The sequence below is a fragment of the Fibrella forsythiae genome (genome assembly GCF_017353175.1).
GTDB lineage: Bacteria > Bacteroidota > Bacteroidia > Cytophagales > Spirosomataceae > Fibrella > Fibrella forsythiae.
The window spans coordinates 1-19,299 of the sequence record NZ_JAFMYW010000014.1; the positions used below are offsets into that span (position 1 = coordinate 1).

Here is a 19,299-nt window from a genome sequence, read left to right on the forward strand (position 1 = left end):
CGAAAGGGTGGTGACCTCACCCTGCCACTTGCGGGGCGCTTTCAGGTTGTTCACGCTCGTAATGGCCCGGTCGATCAGCCGGGTGTGGTCCTGCAAGAGGGCCGCCTTCTGGTTGGCCAGCAGCCAGGGCGTGGTGTGGTGGAAGTTACCCCTGGCCCCGCTTTGCAGCTGGCCCTGGTAGTGGGCGTAGCTGAAGAAGCATTTGGGGGGCATAAACGAGGCCCACTGCTGGCGGTGGCCGAACTTCTCCACCAGCTCCAGCTGGGTGATGCGCTGGGCGTACAGATCGTGGCAGGCCTCGGGGCTGGGGCACCGCATGCGCCCGTAGAGCACATCCCGCCACAGCAGGTTGAGAATGTCCTTGGTGTGCTGCTCGGAGAAGCGCTGAGATGGCCACAGCTTCTCTCTGGCCACTTCCCAGAAGGCCCTGGTCAAATAGCGCTTGGTGGCCTCCAGATCAGCAGGGGCGCTGGCTGATGCTGCCGGAGCCGCTGAGCCAGGCGCGCTGGCACTTGGTTGAGAGCGCTCGCCGGTGGACCCGGCAGTTCCTAGGTGCCGGGTACCACCGGCTGAGCAGCCTCCCGTATCGCTAGAGGCCCCTACAGGCCCGCTGTGGCTCGTTACTTGCTGGATGAGGGCGGATAAGGGGCCCGCCGCCCCGCCCCCCCCAGCCCCATTTAATGTGGCCCTACCGGGATGGTGGGTGCCCGGGGCAGCCTCCCGTTTTAATGTCAAAGTTCCAATGTCAGATCGCGCGCCCCGTGGAGACGGTGGCACCGGACTTTCCCCGCCTCCCGAAACCTTATCCACCGTTTCCACACCGCCTTTAGGATAGTTAGTATTCCCTTTAAATGTGTTCTTATCCGGCGAAGTCTGCCGCATATGGGGGGAAAAGCCCGGGTGAACCCCTGTTGAGAGGTCAACTAAGGGGATCGGCTCAAAGGCATCACCCAGCATAATCCACGGGCTTATCCACAGGGTGAAGTCATGGCGGTGGCCCCGAAACTGCTTGCGCACGATCCCGGCGGCGATGAGCTTTTCTAAATGATCGTAGATGGTGCGCGTGCCCGCCTTGGTCAGAGAGGCCAGTAAGCGACGATTGGTGTAGAGCGGGGGCAGCTCGCCCGAGTCGATGGCCAGGGGGCTGCGCAGGTAAATACGTAGCTGCTGGCAGTAGACGCTCACCAGGGCGTTAAGCGTAAGCAGCGAGCCGTGGCGGATTTTGTGGAGCAGATTGGCCTGAAGCTCATTGTGGGCCTGCACGTGCTGGTTGAGGCGGGTGAAGACGGCTTTTTCGACGATACTAAGCATACAGAGGGGGCAAGCGGTTGGGGACGTAGTTGGGGCGTAGGGGTGAGACGTTGGCGGGCCGACGCGTCGGCCCGCCAAGCGCGACATACTCAACGATATGAAAGGGGGCAATGATCGGGCTGTCCCATTGGCTTGGACAGGTCACTACTGAATCTTGGACAAACCGGCACTTTAGGCCACCAGCTGGCGCTAGGCAACCAATTGTCGGGGTACGTGCCGCACGCAGGCCAGATGCCGGAGAATCGCCCTGGCCTCCCCGCCTTCCAGCAGGGGCACCGGCCCCAGCTGCTCCTGAACAATCTCGTAGGTGAGCAGCGCGTGGGAGATCTTCACCCAGGCTTCGTGGGTCAATACCACCATGCCGTACTCCTGGGGGATTAGGCGCTCCACAACGGTGAGCAGCCTGGGCGGCACATAGGTGGGCTGGCGATCCAGCCAGCGCAGCATATCCTGATCGATCAAGCGCCTGACGGTGGACAGGGCCTGGGGGCAGACAAAGTGAGTCTGCCAGCGCTGGGTGTTATCGATCACCGTAGGGGCAATGGGGGAGGCCAGGGGGCCGGGGGCAGCGATGTGCTGCTTGACAAAGGTTTTCAGAAGCGAGTGGAAGGTAGCCATCGGTTAGAAACGATGAAACTTGTGAAGGGAAGCAATTAGCTGTTGCTGGGACTCTGACCGCTGCAAGCTGGTGGCCATCAGCACATCGGGGTCTGGGCCGTAATGGTCGGACTCGTAATGAATGAAGCCCAGGTACTGCTCGGTGAGCGTATCGTAGCGGATTACACCTAGGATCTGGGTGAGGGTCTTATCAAACCCATCCAACTGGGGCTTGATAATCAGTCGACGCAATTCACAGGTGTGCTCATCCAGATGCAGCCAGTGCAGGGGTTGATGAGCCACCGGTTGGAGCGCAAGGTCTATGGCCTCCGCGTAAGGGAAGATGGGGCTAGTCATGAAAGTGCTTGTCCAGGGGGTTCTTAAAGGCTCCTTTGACACGGGGAATCAGCAGCGAGAAGACCAGCAGACTGATCAGGATGAGGGCCAGGCTCTTCATAGCGTGGGCAGGGGGATACCCGCCAGCCACAACACTTGCTCGTAGTGATCGATCAGCGCGTTCAGGGGCATCGCCATCAAATGGGCGTCAGCCTCCTCACTAGTGCCGATCCAGTGTTCAACGGGCGAAAGGCCTGGGCCAAACGAGCTGAAGGGAACGATATAAAGGGCCATGGGCTGGCCCTTCTGCCATAATTGGCGCTGGGCGTAGAGATCGCGCAGGCGGTGCAGGATGAGTCGGGTGTCCACATCGCGTGGGACCTCGGGCCGGTTGATAGGGTTAGGCATGGTGCTGGCGCTTGATAGAGGTGAGCTGATCCCGCATGAGTAGGTCATACAGCGTGGCGCTGGTGGCAGAGCCGGAGAGGCGCTCTTTGAGGCGCACCCTGGCCAGGATCTGGTAGTCCTGGATCTGCTTGAGGCGAATGAGAGTGCCTTTTGTGGGGGGAGGGGGCGTGGCACTTTGGCCAGGCTTGACTACATTTGTGCGATTCATACAGCGAATCAGTTTATAGCCCCGGCCCTGTCTACGAAACAGGTTGGGGCTTTTTTGTGAAAAATTGGGTAAGCTTGTCAAGAGGCCGGTTTACAACGGGGCCAGCGCGTCGGTGGAGTCAACCTCGCCTGTCAGTGTTTCCACGGCGGCCTCAACCAGTTCGGTAAGCTCTGGATCAGCCACGTGCAGCGAGTAGGCGTTCTTCCAGCGCACCAGGTTGGTGAGCCGGTCCAATTCAGGCTTCAGCTGCACCACTTGCCGGATCACAGCTAGCTGGCCTACTCCTTCTGGTAGCTTCGCCTTAGCCTGTTGCATACGCTGCTTGCAGGCTTTAGTGGCCGTTATCTTCTGCATAGGTTCGATTGCCATCAGGTCAAAACAGACCCGTTCACATAACAGAGATTTGGAAAACTGTAGTTACACCCTACTTTTACTTTTGTCGGGGACCCCAATTATGGACTACCCTTATTCGACACTTCAAAAGTATGGTTTTAACTGATAATATGGTTATACCATACAAATATTTTTTTGTGGAGCACACTGGCGTTATACTTAAAGAGTTGATGAAGGCCAAAGGCCTTAAGCAGAATCGCCTGGCTGAACTGATTGGCGTGACACCGCAATCAGTCACTGACTGGGTGAAAGGACGCACTTTGCCGGACGTGCGCAAGCTTCAAGAACTAGCCCGTATCTTGGGCACCAGCGTTGATGTGTTAACTCAATTAGGGGAGCCGGAGCCCACTGGATCGATCAGTCGTATCAGTCGCGTGAAAGTTGATTTGAGTCGGACCAAAAACCTACCACTGATCAGTATTAGAGGGCAAGCCTCTATTGTTGAGAAAAGCTTAGAAGGATGTCAACTCCAGTTCATTGAGGACTTTTATCAGCTCTTCCTTCCAGATATAGAGTTAGACGAAAAGAAACACGTTATCGTCGAAGTGGAAGGCGACTCAATGGAGCCAGACATTAAGAATCGGGCAAAGGTGTTAGGGGCCAGCGTAGCTAGTCAAAACATTAAGTACGAGTCAAACGCAGTGTTTGCTATTTTATATGCTGAGCGCTTCGTCCTTAAGCGTGTGAAGACAAATGACATTATCGAGAAAGGTCGTTTAGTACTCCACTCAGATAATGATCGATACGGTCCTATGTCAGTGGACGCTAATGATATTAAGTGTATGTGGAAGATTCTGCGAATTGTGGATTCTCCCGTTTACTAATCAAGTCTCTCTTTTTGAACACATGCGGCATACTAGACCAGTCATTCATCAGACTGAGCTTGACTATGAGCTGACGTGTACCCTGATCCCGGAAACCGAGCGCGAGCAGCAAGCCATCACCCAGTCAGAAGCAGGACTAGCCACTGAAGCCGAACAAGAGCTACTGGAACGCTACGCCAGGCTATGAAGTCATTGACGGGCAGGTAACGGGCAGTACCTACCGGGCTAAGGTTAGAAACCAGCTCAGCAGGCAACAGGGCTAGGGCGTTTAGAGGTTAACAAGACGTGGAATTTTGCTCTAAGACTGACCTGAAATTACAGTTGACTGGAGCGGCAGAACAATTTAACTTTGCCACGTTACGCAGACTCTTTCGGCTGCATAACAGCTAGGAGGACGACCTCCCCCATATGGGAACTGATCCGGGACGGCCCGATCGAATAACGGTCAATGTCATGTCTTGGATCTATTTAGTACTTGCAGGCCTGCTAGAAATTGTCTGGGCCTATTTCATGAAACAGTCGGCGGGTTTTACCCGGCTTACTCCCTCACTCATTACTGTGGTTACCCTGTTGGCCAGTTTCGGCCTGTTAGCCCTGGCTATGCGTACACTTCCCCTAGGCACGGCTTATACAATCTGGACAGGTATTGGCGCTATAGGCGCATTCCTGGTAGGCATTCTGGTATACAATGAACCGGCCAATGGAGCTCGTGTGCTTGCGGCCTTATTGGTTATGGCGGGAATAATTCTAATGAAACTCTCATCAACATAGCTCGTACTGATGATGAACATGGAGCCAATAACAATTCGAAAAGCAGGGCTGGAGGAACTAGCTACTGTGCAGCAGATTGGACGGGAAACCTTTTCCGAGACGTTTGCCGAAGCCAACACGGAGGCGAATCTGCACAAATACCTGAAAGAAAACTTCAGCGATGTAAAGATCTCGGCAGAACTGGCCAATCCTAAGTCGCTGTTCTTCGTCGCATGGGAAGGTCAAAAGCCCATTGGCTATTTGAAAGTCAATATGGAACAGGCTCAAACCGAAGCCCAGGGGGAGACGGGTCTTGAAATCGAGCGCATTTACGTCAAGAACGCCTATCACGGTAAAAAGGTGGGGCAACTTCTTTACGAGCAGGCCATAACTATCGCCCGCCAAGAGAGCAAAACGCATGTCTGGCTTGGCGTCTGGGAAGAAAACCACAAAGCGATTCGGTTCTACGAGAAAAATGGCTTCGTGGCTTTTGATAAGCACATTTTCAAGTTCGGCGATGATGAACAAACTGATGTGATGATGAAAAAAACATTGGCATAGATGTTACCCATCTAGCAGTGGTTTACCCATTTGTTCTGACAACGAAAACCAGTTGATCCGCTAATTACTGGCATGAACCTTCGGGACATCTCCTTTCCCTAAACCGGCTAACGTTCAAAACGAGTTTAGCAGATAATAGCTGGCGAATATTCACTTGGAAAAGGATAGAACCTAGCCGAAAACTAGTAGCATTGAGGTGACTAAGCAAACCCAACTTTATCTTTGGGAGTAAATAGCTAGGCGTATGACAGAGAGAGCAGCACAGACTATCAAGCAACAAGTGGGTGGCTTGATACGGGAAGCCCGTAAAGCAAAAGGGTTGACTTTGAAAGAACTCGGCGATAAGGTAGGTCTCCTTGAGCCTACCCTAAGTAAATATGAGACTGGCAAGATCAATCCAAGCCTTGATATGCTTGAGCGGATAGCACAGGAATTGGGCTTTAAGCTGGAAATCAAACTTAAATAGCCCCTTTTTTTTGATTCCAAACTTGCACTGTTAAGAATATTTATATATCTTTATAGAGTTGAAAGTCAACAAAAAAGCCCCAACGCTCTCATCCGGGAAGATCACAGCGAAGGGGCAGAATGAATCACTCAAACCATAAGTTCAAATGAACACGGTGCAAACTTACGCCCAATCTACGGGCGGTGCAACTCCCCTTGAGCCTACTGCTCAAACTCTACAACAGCAGCTAGAGACCCTGCAAAACGTAGTGTTAACGCTGGATAACCCGACTTTCCGGTTAAAGTATAGTTACGTGGCCATGGCCAGTGAGCAGCAGTTGAGCCAGACGTTGGCAAGGGTGATTGGTGAGCTTGATCCGCTGCTGATAGAGGCGCTAGCCTAAGAAGCTATTCAATCGATTTACCTTATCAAGCCAGCTTATCAGGGGATAGGCTGGCTTGTTGATTATAGAAAGCTGGTGAGGCCGTTTTACAAACAAGCGATCAATGTCGTACGCTCGTAAATCGTCTCACGAACTCAATTGTAACGCTGAAATAGGACGTTGATTTGCGAAACGGCCATTTGAGACGGTTGACTGAAGCTGGTAACCGCAGCCGAGCAGGGCAAGGTAATGTCTTTCAGAACGGGCGTTTTGTGGTGCAAGCAATTAATGACGACACATAATGCTAATTGAAGCGTAGCAAGGCTTACTTACAGGCAGTCCTCCTCTTAGCGCGTGTGCCAGTTGGGCGGACTAAGCGGCAGGCGACGACCATCGAAGTTAACGGGCAAGGGGCCGTAGTTCTTAACTAGATAATCCAGAATCGGCTTTTCCGTGTCACCCAGGTCCCAGAGCTCCTGGGTACGCTGCATCCAGCGAATACGTTCTACCCACTTACCACGATCGAAGTGGCTTTGCAGAATCAGCTTGCTGCTGTGGCAGACGGTGCATTGGCCTTTCACCAGCACCATGTTCTCGCCTAGGGCTAGCCCCGTTGCTTCATCGACCATCACCCCCTGCCCGTTGAGAGCCGTTGCATCTGTGGGGGCGGTTTCAGCAGCGGCTACCGCAGCGGCCAGTTTAGCTTTCGCGGGCTTTTTGGCCGTCGTGGTTCGGCGGACCGGAGCCGCCGTGTGCGCTTTTGCCGGGATCTTCTTCGCCGGAACCGGCTGTTGAGTTACCGGCTGCCGTGCCACCCACGCACACAGTAGCCACACGCACACACTAGCGATCAGCCAGCGGTACTTTGCCATACGCCGGAAATTCCCTGTTTCTTTTTCCATAGTCGTTTTCTATTTGTTCGTTTCCTCTTTACACCACTTTCACCGCTATCCGGTGGCAGGCATTGTTGATGTACCCTTCGGGGTTCCACTGCGGCATCACCATCGGCTGCGACACCCCCTTGTCATCAGTGGCCCGCGCCCAGACTTCGTAATAGCCCTGAATCGGGAAAGTCACCTCGGCACTCCACTGCTGCCAGGCCAGCCGGTTCTTGGGGGCCTTTAAATCGGCTCTCTGCCAGGTTTCGCCGAAGTCAATCGAGACGTGCAATTCCTTCGCCACCCGGTCGCCCGCCCAGGCGTGGCCGCGCAAGGCGAGGGATTTACTCATCGGCGTTTCCAGTCCCGTTTGTGGAAAAGTGATCACCGACTTGACTGGCATCGACTCGATAATTTTGAAATCGCTATCCGGCGGGTCGACGCCCGGCACCACCGGATGGATGGGTACGCGGTAGCTTTTCCCCGTCATCTTGGCACCGTCGTGGACTTTATTGCGAATGGCAATCGTGTGCAGCCATTTGCCCGACACCGACGCGGGCCAGCCGCCAATCACCAGCCGCAGGGGGTAGCCGTGTACCAGCGGAATGTCTTTACCGTTCATGGCCCAAGCCACCAGCGTTTCGTCTTCGAGGGCTTTGGCGATGGGAACGCCCCGCGAGATGACCGGCTGATTAGGATCACCACTCAGGTGCAGGTCCTGCCCGTAATAGCCAATATAAACGGCCGTGTCGGTGATGCCCACGTCGGCCAGAATATCTTTCAGCCGCACGCCCGTCCACTCAGCGCAGCTAACACCCCCTTCGGTCCACTGATTACCTGCCGTTTTAGGGAAATACCCCGCCCGTCCGTTGCCCCCGCACTCAACTACCAGTTGGTATGTATAGGGCTTGAACTTGGTTTTCAGGTCGGCCAGCGAGTAGGTTTTGGGTGCTTTCACCGATTCGCCGTTAATGGTCAGCTTCCAGTTGGCCAGGTCGATGCTAGCCGGAATTTGCCCATTGTTGCGAATAAACATCTTCTCAGCGGGCGTTACGTCGTCGTCCAGCAGATAGGCGGGCGTTTCGACGTTCCAGGGTTTGTCGTTGAGCACCACCAGATTTTTGTTTTTGGTGGCCATCGGGTTGGCGTCGTCCAGCCGAAAAGCCAGCGGTAGGTAGTGTTTGGGTAACCGGTCGGCAAAGGCGATGGGGGTACCCAGCAGGCTTGTTAGGGTGGCCAGCGAGGATGTTTTTAGAAAGCCCCGCCGGTTGAAGAGTGATGAGTTAGATTGATTGGTTTTCATACGAACAGAAGTAAAGGGATGATGTAATTTACGGGAGAAAGTGAAAGAGGATAGATAACAGAATGAACACGTCCTTCGTCTATTGTCTCGTTTCCTTCGTCTTTATACTAAAACGTCAGAATCGCCCAGAGGGAAGCAGCTGAGATGAACACCCAGAGAATCACACCTTGCGCCAGCGGCTGCCAGCCCACCGCTCGGATTACCTTGCCCGACAGCCCGGCCCCGATCAGAAACAGCGTCAGCGTCAAGCCAATATGCGCCAGCTTCACCAGTATATCGGCTGCGGGCTGAATAGCAGGTACGTAGGTGTGCACGATCATCGCCAGGATGAATAGGCCAATGAAATAGGGGATCGTAATGTTGCCCTTGCCGGTCTTGAACAGCGCCGTCGTACCCAGCGCGACGGGGATAATCCAGAGCGCTCGCGCCAGCTTGACGGTGGTAGCGACCTGAAGCGCTTCCGGCCCAAATTTAGTCGCTGCGCCCACTACTGAACTGGTATCATGAATGGCCAGCGCACACCACAGCCCGAACTGATTCTGGGTCAAGTGCAGCCATTGCCCGATGGCCGGGAAAACTAGTAGGGCCACTGAGTTAAGAATAAAAACGGTACCCAGCGCGACGGAAAGTTGCTTTTCCTCGGCCTTCATCACCGGCGACAGGGCCGCAATGGCACTGCCCCCACAGATGGCCGTACCGGCTGCAATCAGGTGGGCCGTTATCTTGTCGATTTTGAGCCATTTGCCCAGCAGAATCCCGACCGTCAGCGTACCAGCAATGGACGCGACTGTGAACAGCACCCCTTCTTTGCCAGCCTGTACCGCGCTGTGGACATTCATACCGAAGCCCAGCCCCACCACCGATGCCTGTAAGAGCCAGTGGGTGGCTTTATGATTCAGGTGCAGGTAGGGATGGCCGATGAACTGCGCGATAATCAGCCCCAGTAGTAGGGCCAGCGGGGGCGATATCAGGGGCATCAGGCAGAGGATAACGGCCCCGATAAATACCAGTTGACGAATAGTAAAGCGGTAGTCGAGCAGGTGTTGCGCCCTTTGTTTCCAGGGCTGGGCGTCGGGGCGTTCGGCGATTGCGTTATTCATAGCTTGTCCTGATTTGTATGCAACAAAGGTACTGCCTGCCCTTCGGCAGGACCAATCACGATTACTGATGCCCAATTACCGGGGGTTATACTGTCGCCGGACAAAGCGCATGAATGTATCGGCCAGCCCCGCGCCTACCCCCTGTAACTTAATGGCATAGAAGTCGCGCTGAATGGCCAGGTCCATCACGTCGAGCACGCATAGCGTCCCGTTTTTTAGTTCATCCTGCACGGCGAAGATGGAGACGAACGCCAGGGCCAGCGAACTGCCCAAGTACGTCTTGATGCCTTCAGTACTACCCAGTTGCATGGCTGGGCGCAACTCCGCCAGGCGCAGACCCACCCCGCGCAGGGCGTGTTCGACGACTTCCAGCGAACCCGACCCCCGTTCGCGCAGCACCAATGGAATTGTTTTCAATTCGTCCAGTGGCAGTTCGTCTCGCCCGGCCAGGGGGTGGTCGGCGCGGCAAACCAGTACTAGTTCGTCTTGCACAAAGGGTGTGTAGCGGATGTCGCTGTGGTGGGTACGGCCTTCCACCAGGCCTAAGTCGATCTCATCATGGAGCAGCGCCTGTTCGATCTGCTCGGTGTTGCCACTGAGTAAGGACAGGGTGACGTCCGGGAACTGCTCCCCAAACCGGGCCAACACCGCCGGTATGACGTATTGGGCGATGGTGGAACTGGCCCCTAGTCGCAGCCGACCGCCGGGCTTCCCTTTCAATTCGTTCAAGTCAAACTCAAGCTGCCGGTAGACACCCATGACCGTTTCGGCATGACGCAACAGCACCTGGCCCGCCGGGGTGAGGCTGATCTGGTTGCCCCTCCGGTCAAACAGGGCCGTTCCCAGTTGACTTTCCAACTCCTGAACGTGTTTAGTGATAGCAGGCTGGGTCACAAACAGCTCGGCGGCGGCTTTGGTAAAGCTCAGACGCCGGGCCACGGTATAAAAAACAGTTAGCCGAAAATCGAACATGGCGTACGTGTATAAGATGGGATTAATCGCTTGAAGTACGAACTAGTGGGCACTGCCAAACCAAAGCCTTGCGGCAATAAAGACCAGCAGCAGCGCGAAGCCTTTGGTCAGCAGGTTGACGGGGATCATCATGGCGATTTTAGACCCAAAAAAGCCGCCAATCAGAAAGCCCACGGCAATCCAGCTAGCCGCGTGTAGATCGATGGCTCCCTAGCGGTAGTAGGCGTAGGCTGCCAGCAGGCCCACGGGAGGGATCAGGGTGGCCAGCGCCGTTCCCTGGGCGGTGGTCTGGGAGAAGCCAAACAGCAATACCAGCGCGGGTAAGATAATAATGCCGCCTCCGATGCCGATCAGCCCGCTTAGTACGCCAGCTACCAGACCCAGCAGCAGTAGTAGCAGGATATGATTCATTCTGATTTAGGTTTTGCGTAGCGGATGGCATCGCGCTGAAGCCGGCGGGTCAATAGCCCCTGTACGAAGCCCAGTGCTACCAGAAATAGCCCGACGTACCGGAACGACGCGGGAAAACCCTCGGGACGCATGATGAGCAGAAACGAAAAGCCTCCGGCGATCAAGACGCAGATAAAATGAATAATCTCTACACCGTAATCTTTGTCTTCATTAGAGCGCGTGCCCAAAAAGTAGAAATTTGCTTCGATAGCCTGCAAGAAGGCGTATACGATCCCCCAGAAACCCAGCACGTTGGTAGTCGTTCCTAAGGGTTCGCTGATCACCGCTAACAGAGCTATGCCGAAGCCGATGTCACGCAGGCTGGACAGGGTAAACCAGTCGGTGTCGGTCTGATTCCGCTTGCGGCGGTGTAGCCCCAGCGTCAGGGTAGCGACTCCGGCCAGCAGCAGTAATCCTCCTAGCAACCCCGTATGTAACGAAGACGGCTTGTCAGGATGAATCAACAAGATTATGCCCATCAGCAGATATGCGGCGTTGGGCAGATACATGAGCCACCAGGGGGCGGCGGGTTGGGGAGTCGGTGTCATAAGCCGTGTGGGCGAGTTGTCCAGTTTGGTTGTGACAAAGATGATCCTGATTGCTCAACGGGACCAATCACGATTAGTTTGGTAAGCTTTACTCAGGCAGGTATACACAGAAGGTAGCTCCCTGACCCGGCTCGCTGTTGGCCGTAATGCCGCCACCATGATTCTCGACTACCCGCTGACAGATCGCCAGCCCCACTCCGGTGCCTGGATACTGATTCTTGCCATACAGCCGCTGAAACACTTGAAAGATGCGACTCAGAAACTTCGTATCAAAGCCCACTCCGTTATCACTCACACTGATCTGGTGATAAAAAGGCACTTGACTTGTGAGCCTTATCTCATCAGGTAATTCGTCAAAGGAGCGGTGGAAGTACTGAATCTGAATCACTGGTGCGCGCTCAGGGACAACAAATTTCATGGCATTGGACAACAGATTCTGAAACAACTGGCCTAGTTGCGACTCGTCGCCCTTGACGACAGGCAATGCGTCGATAGTAATTCGGGTCTTGGTGCGCTGGATGTCCCAATCCAAGGTCGAGAGCACCCCATCCATAACGGCCTCCAGCGACACCAGCCCGAAAGCTTGCTGGCGGGTAGCGATCCGCGAGTAGGTCAGCAGGTCTTTTATCAGCAGCGACATCCGCGCACCCGCTAACGTGATCCGTTCTAAGTGTAGCAGAACGGACGCGTCCGCCGAGTCGGTTAATTGCTCCGTAATCAACGTGCTGAACGCCTGAATCTTGCGGAGCGGTTCCTGCAAATCGTGGCTGGCGATATAGGCAAACTGCTGCAGGTTTTCGTTGGCGCGTATAAGGTCCTGCACAGAGGCTTCCAGCTCCGCCGTACGCGTTTGCACCTGCTGCTCCAGGCTGGCCGACAGATCGCGATACCGGGCTTCGCTTGCTTCGACTTGCTGGCGAGCCACGACGCGCTCGGTCACCTCTACACAGACCACCGTTACACCGCTGATCGTGCCGTCTAATTCCCGGTAAGGTTCGTACACAAAGTCAATGTAGGTGCGCTCCAGCCTGCCCCCCCGTTTGATGGTAACCGATAGTTCGTTGGCCACGAAGCGGTGCCCCTGGGTGTAGACATCCATCAGCAATTCTTCGAAGCCCTGATCCCGCGCTTCGGGCAAGGCGTCAAACAACGGCTTGTCCAGTACCTCAGCCAACTGACGTCCCCAGTAGGTCAGCACCTGGTCGTTGGCTTGTTCAATGATGAACTGGGGCCCACGGAATAAGGCGGTGGCTACGGGTGACATGGCAATTGAGTGCCGAAAAGCCTGTTGATTGCGTTCAAAGGCCCGACTGCCCAGAACTGCCTGGGTTGTCTCGGTACAGGTCACCAGCACCCCGCCGATATGCCCCTGATCGTCGCAGGCCGCGCTATAGCTAAATGTCCAGTAGACATCTTCCAGCCGACCGTTACGGTAGATAGGAATTAGCTGATCCTCACTCCAAGTGGCTTTACCCCCACCCATGACCTGATCGATCAAAGGCTTAATCGTGGGCCACGTCTCCGGCCAACACGCCTCCCCCCGTTGCCCCAGGGCTGTTGGGTGCTTGCCTTGCTGGCCCAAGCTGGGACGATACGCGTCATTATAGAACTGGATCAGCTCAGGCCCCCACCACAGAAACATGGGGAATCGGGAGCGTAGCACCAGGCCAACGGTTGTTCGTAAACTAAGTGGCCAGGAATCATAAGAACCAAGTGGTGTAGTCTCCCAGGCAAAGGCCCTGGTTAGTTCACCCATCTCACCGCCACCTTGCAGGAAATTGTAGCTGTCAGAAGAAGCGGTTAAGGGCATGGGTGGGAGTTAATTAAGCTATAAGGTAACTGATTGTATACCAATTGAGTATTGAATAGCTTGTTAAAAAGTGCTTAAAGAGCTTATCAGGCTTGGTTAGAAGCAGCATGGGGGTTGAACTAACAAACAGGTCAGGTAGCAGATCAACAGCCTTATGATCTAGCTAAGGTAGGTCTTTTCTTTCGGCAGATAAACGCTAAAAATCGCCCCTTCACCGGGGCTGCTAGTCGCCGTGATAGGGCCACCGCAATTAGTAACCGCTTTCTCGCAAATAGCCAACCCAATACCCCTTCCCGAGTATTGCTCTTTACCATGCAAGCGCTGAAAGACCTGAAAAATCCGCTGAGCGTACTGAGGCTCAAAGCCAATGCCATTATCGACCACATCAATCCGGTAATACGAGCGGGCCTGCCGGGGCGGCCTCACCTCAATGGGCAGATCAAATTGACTGATCTCGATCGCCTGAATCTGGATCATCGCGGTAACGTTAGGGCGACGGAATTTAATGGCATTGCTCAGCAGGTTCTGGAAGAGTTGACCTAGTTGACGCCCATCACCCCGCACGGTCGGTAACGGTTTGACCTTAACAGACGCCTCCGACTCACTAGTCAGCATCTCCAGGTCGGTAAGTACTACGTCGACGACCTCGTTCAAATCCGTTAACTGCTCCGCATCAGGTTGCGTAGCCAACCGGGAAAAATCCAACAGATCTTGAATTAGACTAGACATCCGAGTCGCTGCTGCCTGCATGCGCTGAATATAGTTGATTCCTTCTCCAAGCTGGGGGCCGTACTGAGCTTGGAACAAAGCACCGAAAGTTTGAATCTTGCGCAGTGGCTCTTGCAGATCGTGACTGGCAATGTAGGCAAACTGGCGTAAATTCTCGTTGGACAGATTCAACAGGTGGTTAGCCTCATTTAGTTGTTCATTGGCTGAAGCCATTTCTTCGTAGCTAGCCAACAATTCTTCGTTACTAGCGGCTAATTCCTCATTGGCAGCGTCCAACTCTTCGGTCCGCTCCTGAACCTGCTGTTCCAGCACTAGTTGCAATTCCTGTTGGGCAGTGATATCCTGAGCAGTCCCTTCAATTTTGAGCGGCATGCCAGCAGCATCGAAAAAGAACCTGGCCCAGCGCGTGAAGAATACGCTGGCGCCCAGTCTGACCATTGATGACCGAATGAACAACGTCACAACGCCCGTCAGGCTTGTACCAGCGAGGAAACTGCCCAGAAGTTGGGCCTTCCCCTGGGGACGGTAAAAACACGGCACCGCTTCGCTTTACAGCAACTCAGGCGCGTTCTTCGGCAAGATATCCATCACTACCACAAGAGTGCTTCAATTGGCGTAGGGCATCTACAGGGTAAGCAAGTTGCTGTCTCACCCCAATAGGATCAAAGATTATTCAGCTGGATAGGCCACTGGACAGTCAATGCCGGTTATACCTATAGACGCTGTTTTGACCGCTGTTGTCTGGTCGTCAGCAACCGAGGTGGTGAGAAACTGGCTTTTATAACCTACGTAGGACAACCCGATTTTGCAGGACGAGGCAATTAGGCCTTCGAAGCGATGCTGATCCAAGGGTAAGATTGCCGTAACCATTAGCTGCACGGTGACTTCACGAATTAGCAAGTTGGTCGTCTGGTCGTAGACCGTGCCAACTAATGTGACCTGATGGGCATAGGTAGGTGGTCTGCTGAGCAGCCAAAAAAGTCATTCACTACCTTACTCGGCTGCTCAGCAGACAGTAGAATTAGGAGTTATCGGCAGCCAAACGTCAGGCTTCCCCAGAAGCTCTGCCAGTCGGCTTCGCTGGTATCCGTTGTCGGTACCATGTGCACTAAACTAACCATGTTTTGGCCTTTCTTTAGCCGGAAGCGAACCAGGCCATCGGCATTCGTTCGCAGCTGTACTTCCGATAATCCGGCCGGTTTGGTATCTGGGGTAGTTTGAGTGCTACCAGCGGGCCGGTTCCAGTAACGGATCAGTGCGTTACGGAGTGGTTTATGTTCGAACAAAACCTGAAAGTCAACCGGCGCGCCAACTGCTACGGCATATGGATTTTGCACCGGGATTATTTCCAGCGGCATACCTGTATCGAGCCTATGCGTCTGATCGGAGGCTGTAACACCTCCGGCCTGAATCAACGTTTTGACGCACCGCCGGTAAGATTCCCGGCTACGGGTTTGGGCCAGACCGCGTTCTTGACGCAGCCGGATAATGTGATCCAGGCCTTCTTCCTGCAAATACAACAGAAAGCTATCGGCCCGCATCGAGAGTTGTTTGTTCGTATTGGCAAAGGCTATCAGGTGGGTTCCCAGCTTAGCTATTTTGAGCGGAACAACGCCGTAATGTCCCTCCCTTAAATCCAGTGATAAATCCGATTTTGTTCCGCTGACCCAATGGGAATACTCAACTATGCGGTGCTTCTTCCCTTCAGATCGTTCCCCATTAAAGTACTCGCCAACCAGTACTTGGATAGGCACAACCTGCCCCGGCTTAGCAAAGAACGTATCTGGCTGAAGCCAGAACTCATGGGCATTCGCCAGCACAGTGATCAGCACGAATAGACTGATGGTCAAGTATGTTTTTTTCATATTTATTGGTGGTCAACAATGATCAGAAGTATTCGAGAAAGGCAAAATAACTACTTTCACCGCGATTAGCATCCGAAAATCGGATAGTTTGAGCGGACCTATCGCATGAATCGCAACGATGCCGCCAATCAGTACGTGCTGCTTAAGGACCTTGAGCGCTACGGCTGGCCTATGGACTTTAACCAGCCCAAAACCGCCTTTGCGACCCGCTCGGTCAAGGCTTGGACAACCGTGCAGTATAGCAACGAAAATGCCCCCGAACTAGACGGGCAGCTACGGCCCTACCTGAAAGCGGCCTACAAGAAAGGGCTCATCAACAGGGAGCTGTGGGAGGCTTACGTAAGTTATCAGCCCCGGCGTTTTTAACGGCAAAGCCTGACTATATGGCGCGGCGGGCGAGTTGCTGATCCCAGGCTTTAGCCCGGGTTATGGAGAGCTAAATACGTTACTTATAGCAGGACTAGCTGCGTGCCTCTTTACCAGCGGTGAACCTGGACAGACTCTATTGATTTGTGGGTCGGTAAGCTAAGCCATCCCCGTCAAGCTCCTTTATTTGAGCATACCGCATGGCGACCGGGCCTAGTGCGGACAACCGTGTCCGAAAGCGTACAGCAGTCTGCTGGCTAACAGGCCCCTGGGGCTCACCAGCGGTTCTCGGTAGACTTGGTATGATCTTTGGCCGACCAGCAACATCGCGTCAACTCAGCCTGATCATGCTCAGTAATTACCTCAAAATCGCCTGGCGAAATCTGCTTCGTCACAAAGCCTTCTCTATAATCAATGTTGTTGGCCTGGCCACGGGCATGGCCGTGACCGTGCTGATCGGGCTCTGGGTACACGATGAGTTGTCCTTTGATCGACAGGGGGAAGAAGCAGATCGCATTGCTCAGGTTTGGCAGACGGTCCAGTTTGATGGCCAGAAGGCCGTCTATAATGTAGCTTCGATTCCACTGGCCCAGCAGCTGCGTAGTCACTATCCTGACTTTAGCCGACTCTCCATCACCACCGCTGACCGGGAGGCGGTGCTGGCCAGTGGTGAGAACCGCTTTACCCAGACGGGCCGCTTTGTCGAGCCAGACTTTCTGCCCATCATGGCGGTTCGGATGCTGAGGGGATCAGCCAGAAGCCTAACCGATGTCAATACGATCGTCCTCTCGCAATCGCTCGCACAAACCCTCTTTGGTGAGGGGGACCCCATGAATCACCTAATTCAGCTTGATGGGAGGGTAAACCTTCAGGTGACGGGCATTTACCAGGACTTTCCCGCTAACAGTAGCTTCAGTGCCGTGCAGTACCTGGCACCCTGGTCCTTGTTTCTACGCATCAATCAGGGCGCTCAGCAGGCCCAGGCTAACTGGGATGAAAACTCCTACCAGGTCCTGGTTCAGCTACGGGCGGGCGTAGCCATGGAGCAGGCTTCCGCCCGCATCAAGGACATTCGGATGAAGCGACAGAACCCACCCCCTTATAAGCCGGAGTTCTTTCTGCATCCCATGACCAAATGGCATTTGTATTCTGAGTTTGACAACGGGGTCAATGCGGGGGGACTGATTCAATTCGTGTGGCTCTTTAGCCTGATTGGCGGGTTTGTGCTGCTGCTGGCCTGCATCAACTTCATGAATCTGAGCACCGCCCGCTCCCAGCAGCGGGCCAAAGAAGTAGGCCTGCGCAAAGTGGTGGGCTCCCTGCGCGGGCAGCTGATTGCCCAGTTTCTGGGCGAATCCCTGCTAGTTACCAGCCTGGCTTTTATCCTGGCGCTCCTGCTGGTGCAGCTTAGCTTGCCCTTTTTCAATCAGATTGCCAGTAAGCAGATCCAGCTACCGTGGCAGAATCCCTACTTCTGGGCCATTGGCTTGGGCTTTAGTTTGCTCACGGGCCTTGTGGCCGCCAGTTACCCTGCTCTTTATCTATCCTCCTTTCAACCCATCAGCGTACTGAAGGGGACGCTCAACGCCGGGCGGCGGAGTACGCTGCCGCGTAAAGCACTGGTTGTCTTTCAGTTTACCGTCTCAGTCACGCTCATCATTGGCACCGGCATTGTGCGCCGCCAGATTGAGCACGCCAAAGACCGGCCCGCTGGCTATAGCCGTCAGGGCCTTATTGAGGTCAGTATGCGTACACCGGCTTTAGTGGGCCATTTCGACGCGTTACGAACTGACTTACTTGCCACGGGAGCCGTTCAGGAGATGGCGGTTTCCAACGGCTCGGTGACCACAGATCAGGCGGGGGTAACCAACGTGTCCTGGCCCGGCAAATCACCTGACTTGCATCCCCTGTTTATGACCAATCAAGTATCGCCCCAATTTGGCCAGACCATTGGCTGGCAGCTCAGCGCCGGACGTGACTTTTCAGCGGTGCTCAACCGTGATTCGGAGGCGGTAGTACTGAATCAGTCCGCCCTGAAACTGATGGGCCTTACCGATCCCCTGCATTCGATGATCAACTGGAATGGCCGGAATCTACCCATTATTGGCGTTATCAACGACCTGATCAAAGACAGTCCTTTCGGACAGGTTCAGCCTACGCTCTTTGTCTTATATGATGCGTCTGCGGGCGTGCTGACCCTGCGACTCTCCCCATCGATGGCCACCAGCGCCGCCCTGACCAAGATTACCGGTATCTTCCGTCAGTATGATCCAACCACGCCCTTCACCTATAAATTCGTGGACGATGAGTACAGCAAAAAATTTAGCAGCGAAGAGCGGATTGGCCAACTAGCCACGCTCTTTGCCAGCCTGGCCATTTTCATCTCCTGTTTGGGCATGTTTGGCCTAGCCTCGTTCATGGCCGAGCAGCGGACCAAAGAAATAGGCATTCGGAAAGTACTGGGCGCTTCAGTGCTGGCCCTATGGACGTTGCTGGCAAAAGATTTCGTTGGACTGGTGCTAATTGGCTGCATTGTGGCCTCGCCTATTGCCTGGTATTTTCTTCATGGCTGGCTTCAAAGCTACACCTATCGCACTGAGCTATCGGGCTGGATTTTTGTGTTGTCAGGCGCAGGGGCCTTGGGGATCGCTTTACTAACGGTGAGTTATCAAAGCATAAGAGCGGCTTTGATGAACCCAGTTAAGTCATTGAGAAGCGACTAACTAGCCAGAGTGGTGAGGAGTTAGACCCGCTGCTGGTAGAGACGCTAGGCTGAGTGAAGCAATCTGATATTTTTACAACAAACCGGCTTATTCGACTATGGCCGGTTGATTGCCATAAGCTAAGAGTGACTTTAGTACTAGTTTATGCCAGCACGAATTTTACCGGTTTAACTAGCTAAATCACGTTATTTGTAACTGTAGGTTGATAATGGAATGTAGGATTACCGACACACTAGTGTTTAAGAAACTTCCTTCTTCAGGTGCGTTAGTAAAGCCTATCCTTGGCCACTTAAACAGTTTTTTTACAAACCCTATTGGGGGTAATCAACTACGTATCATC

Annotated in this window: 24 protein-coding genes and 1 pseudogene; 10 read left to right on the plus strand and 15 right to left on the minus strand. The window is 54.0% G+C overall.

The genetic code is table 11. The annotated features are described in order from the left end of the window. The 6 genes from J2I46_RS29900 to J2I46_RS29925 form a co-directional block, all read right to left on the minus strand. Positions 1–882, minus strand: an 882-nt coding sequence (locus J2I46_RS29900) for a hypothetical protein (protein WP_207332781.1), incomplete at its 3' end; no start/stop codon positions are given. 618 nt (positions 883–1,500) lie between these two features. Then, positions 1,501–1,929 carry a hypothetical protein gene (locus tag J2I46_RS29905; RefSeq protein WP_207332782.1) on the minus strand — a complete coding sequence of 143 codons (429 nt, stop codon included), beginning with the start codon at positions 1,927–1,929 and terminating at the stop codon, positions 1,501–1,503. 3 nt (positions 1,930–1,932) lie between these two features. Then, positions 1,933–2,265 carry a hypothetical protein gene (locus J2I46_RS29910; protein ID WP_207332783.1) on the minus strand — a complete coding sequence of 111 codons (333 nt, stop codon included), beginning with the start codon at positions 2,263–2,265 and terminating at the stop codon, positions 1,933–1,935. A gap of 96 nt (positions 2,266–2,361) precedes the next feature. Then, positions 2,362–2,652, minus strand: coding sequence for a hypothetical protein (locus tag J2I46_RS29915; RefSeq protein WP_207332784.1), 291 nt, complete (start codon positions 2,650–2,652; stop codon positions 2,362–2,364). Then, complete coding sequence (locus J2I46_RS29920) at positions 2,645–2,860, minus strand: hypothetical protein (protein WP_207332785.1); 216 nt, start codon at positions 2,858–2,860, stop codon at positions 2,645–2,647. The genes J2I46_RS29915 and J2I46_RS29920 overlap by 8 nt, the downstream gene beginning before the upstream one ends. 90 nt (positions 2,861–2,950) lie before the next feature. Then, entirely contained in the window at positions 2,951–3,229 is a 279-nt protein-coding gene (locus J2I46_RS29925) for a hypothetical protein (RefSeq protein WP_207332786.1), read from the minus strand. Between the two features lie 116 nt (positions 3,230–3,345). Between J2I46_RS29925 and J2I46_RS29930 the strand changes: the two genes are divergently transcribed. The 6 genes from J2I46_RS29930 to J2I46_RS29955 all read left to right on the plus strand — a co-directional run bounded on the left by J2I46_RS29930 (position 3,346) and on the right by J2I46_RS29955 (position 6,236). Continuing rightward, positions 3,346–4,077 (plus strand): LexA family transcriptional regulator, encoded by a 732-nt coding sequence (locus J2I46_RS29930; RefSeq protein ID WP_207332787.1) that lies wholly within the window; start codon positions 3,346–3,348, stop codon positions 4,075–4,077. Between the two features lie 22 nt (positions 4,078–4,099). Further along, a complete protein-coding gene (locus J2I46_RS29935; protein ID WP_207332788.1) occupies positions 4,100–4,264 on the plus strand; it encodes a hypothetical protein in 165 nt (54 codons plus the stop codon). 266 nt (positions 4,265–4,530) lie between these two features. Continuing rightward, a complete protein-coding gene (locus tag J2I46_RS29940) occupies positions 4,531–4,848 on the plus strand; it encodes a DMT family transporter (protein WP_207332789.1) in 318 nt (105 codons plus the stop codon). A gap of 9 nt (positions 4,849–4,857) precedes the next feature. Next, on the plus strand, positions 4,858–5,388 hold the full coding sequence (locus J2I46_RS29945) for a GNAT family N-acetyltransferase (RefSeq protein WP_229380025.1): 531 nt from the start codon (positions 4,858–4,860) through the stop codon (positions 5,386–5,388). A gap of 244 nt (positions 5,389–5,632) precedes the next feature. Beyond that, positions 5,633–5,854, plus strand: a complete 222-nt coding sequence (locus J2I46_RS29950) for a helix-turn-helix domain-containing protein (RefSeq protein ID WP_207332790.1) — start codon at positions 5,633–5,635, stop codon at positions 5,852–5,854. Between the two features lie 145 nt (positions 5,855–5,999). Continuing rightward, on the plus strand, positions 6,000–6,236 hold the full coding sequence (locus J2I46_RS29955) for a hypothetical protein (protein WP_207332791.1): 237 nt from the start codon (positions 6,000–6,002) through the stop codon (positions 6,234–6,236). Between the two features lie 326 nt (positions 6,237–6,562). Here the strand turns inward: J2I46_RS29955 and J2I46_RS29960 are convergent, their stop codons facing one another. The 4 genes from J2I46_RS29960 to J2I46_RS29975 all read right to left on the minus strand — a co-directional run bounded on the left by J2I46_RS29960 (position 6,563) and on the right by J2I46_RS29975 (position 10,468). Next, entirely contained in the window at positions 6,563–7,117 is a 555-nt protein-coding gene (locus J2I46_RS29960) for a hypothetical protein (protein WP_207332792.1), read from the minus strand. 28 nt (positions 7,118–7,145) lie between these two features. Further along, entirely contained in the window at positions 7,146–8,396 is a 1,251-nt protein-coding gene (locus J2I46_RS29965) for a sulfite oxidase (RefSeq protein WP_207332793.1), read from the minus strand. A gap of 107 nt (positions 8,397–8,503) precedes the next feature. After that, a complete protein-coding gene (locus J2I46_RS29970) occupies positions 8,504–9,496 on the minus strand; it encodes a YeiH family protein (protein ID WP_207332794.1) in 993 nt (330 codons plus the stop codon). A 75-nt stretch (positions 9,497–9,571) separates the two neighbouring features. Next, positions 9,572–10,468 (minus strand): LysR substrate-binding domain-containing protein, encoded by an 897-nt coding sequence (locus J2I46_RS29975; RefSeq protein WP_207332795.1) that lies wholly within the window; start codon positions 10,466–10,468, stop codon positions 9,572–9,574. A 30-nt stretch (positions 10,469–10,498) separates the two neighbouring features. On the opposite strand from J2I46_RS29975, the gene J2I46_RS33045 reads away from it, so the two are divergent. Continuing rightward, the gene (locus J2I46_RS33045; RefSeq protein WP_229380026.1) at positions 10,499–10,666 is read left to right on the plus strand and encodes a hypothetical protein; all 168 of its coding nucleotides are present in this window, start codon (positions 10,499–10,501) and stop codon (positions 10,664–10,666) included. A 12-nt stretch (positions 10,667–10,678) separates the two neighbouring features. On the opposite strand, the gene J2I46_RS33050 is transcribed toward J2I46_RS33045, so the two are convergent. The 4 genes from J2I46_RS33050 to J2I46_RS29995 form a co-directional block, all read right to left on the minus strand. Then, the gene (locus J2I46_RS33050; RefSeq protein WP_229380027.1) at positions 10,679–10,879 is read right to left on the minus strand and encodes a TSUP family transporter; all 201 of its coding nucleotides are present in this window, start codon (positions 10,877–10,879) and stop codon (positions 10,679–10,681) included. Further along, positions 10,876–11,466 (minus strand): DUF308 domain-containing protein, encoded by a 591-nt coding sequence (locus tag J2I46_RS29985; protein ID WP_207332796.1) that lies wholly within the window; start codon positions 11,464–11,466, stop codon positions 10,876–10,878. Before J2I46_RS29985 ends, J2I46_RS33050 begins: the two co-directional genes overlap by 4 nt. An 88-nt stretch (positions 11,467–11,554) precedes the next feature. Next, positions 11,555–13,276: a PAS domain-containing sensor histidine kinase gene (locus J2I46_RS29990; RefSeq protein WP_229380028.1), complete on the minus strand. Its 1,722-nt coding sequence runs from the start codon at positions 13,274–13,276 to the stop codon at positions 11,555–11,557. A 159-nt stretch (positions 13,277–13,435) separates the two neighbouring features. Beyond that, positions 13,436–14,443, minus strand: a complete 1,008-nt coding sequence (locus J2I46_RS29995) for a sensor histidine kinase (RefSeq protein ID WP_207332797.1) — start codon at positions 14,441–14,443, stop codon at positions 13,436–13,438. A gap of 54 nt (positions 14,444–14,497) precedes the next feature. Between J2I46_RS29995 and J2I46_RS30000 the strand changes: the two are divergent. Continuing rightward, a pseudogene (locus tag J2I46_RS30000) lies at positions 14,498–14,665 on the plus strand (hypothetical protein); the annotation flags it as partial. A 368-nt stretch (positions 14,666–15,033) separates the two neighbouring features. Here the strand turns inward: J2I46_RS30000 and J2I46_RS30005 are convergent. Next, the gene (locus J2I46_RS30005) at positions 15,034–15,870 is read right to left on the minus strand and encodes a DUF4198 domain-containing protein (protein ID WP_207332799.1); all 837 of its coding nucleotides are present in this window, start codon (positions 15,868–15,870) and stop codon (positions 15,034–15,036) included. A 105-nt stretch (positions 15,871–15,975) separates the two neighbouring features. Between J2I46_RS30005 and J2I46_RS30010 the strand changes: the two genes are divergently transcribed. After that, on the plus strand, positions 15,976–16,236 hold the full coding sequence (locus J2I46_RS30010; protein ID WP_207332800.1) for a hypothetical protein: 261 nt from the start codon (positions 15,976–15,978) through the stop codon (positions 16,234–16,236). Between the two features lie 347 nt (positions 16,237–16,583). After that, positions 16,584–18,959: an ABC transporter permease gene (locus tag J2I46_RS30015; RefSeq protein WP_207332801.1), complete on the plus strand. Its 2,376-nt coding sequence runs from the start codon at positions 16,584–16,586 to the stop codon at positions 18,957–18,959. The last annotated feature ends 340 nt before the right edge of the window (positions 18,960–19,299 follow it).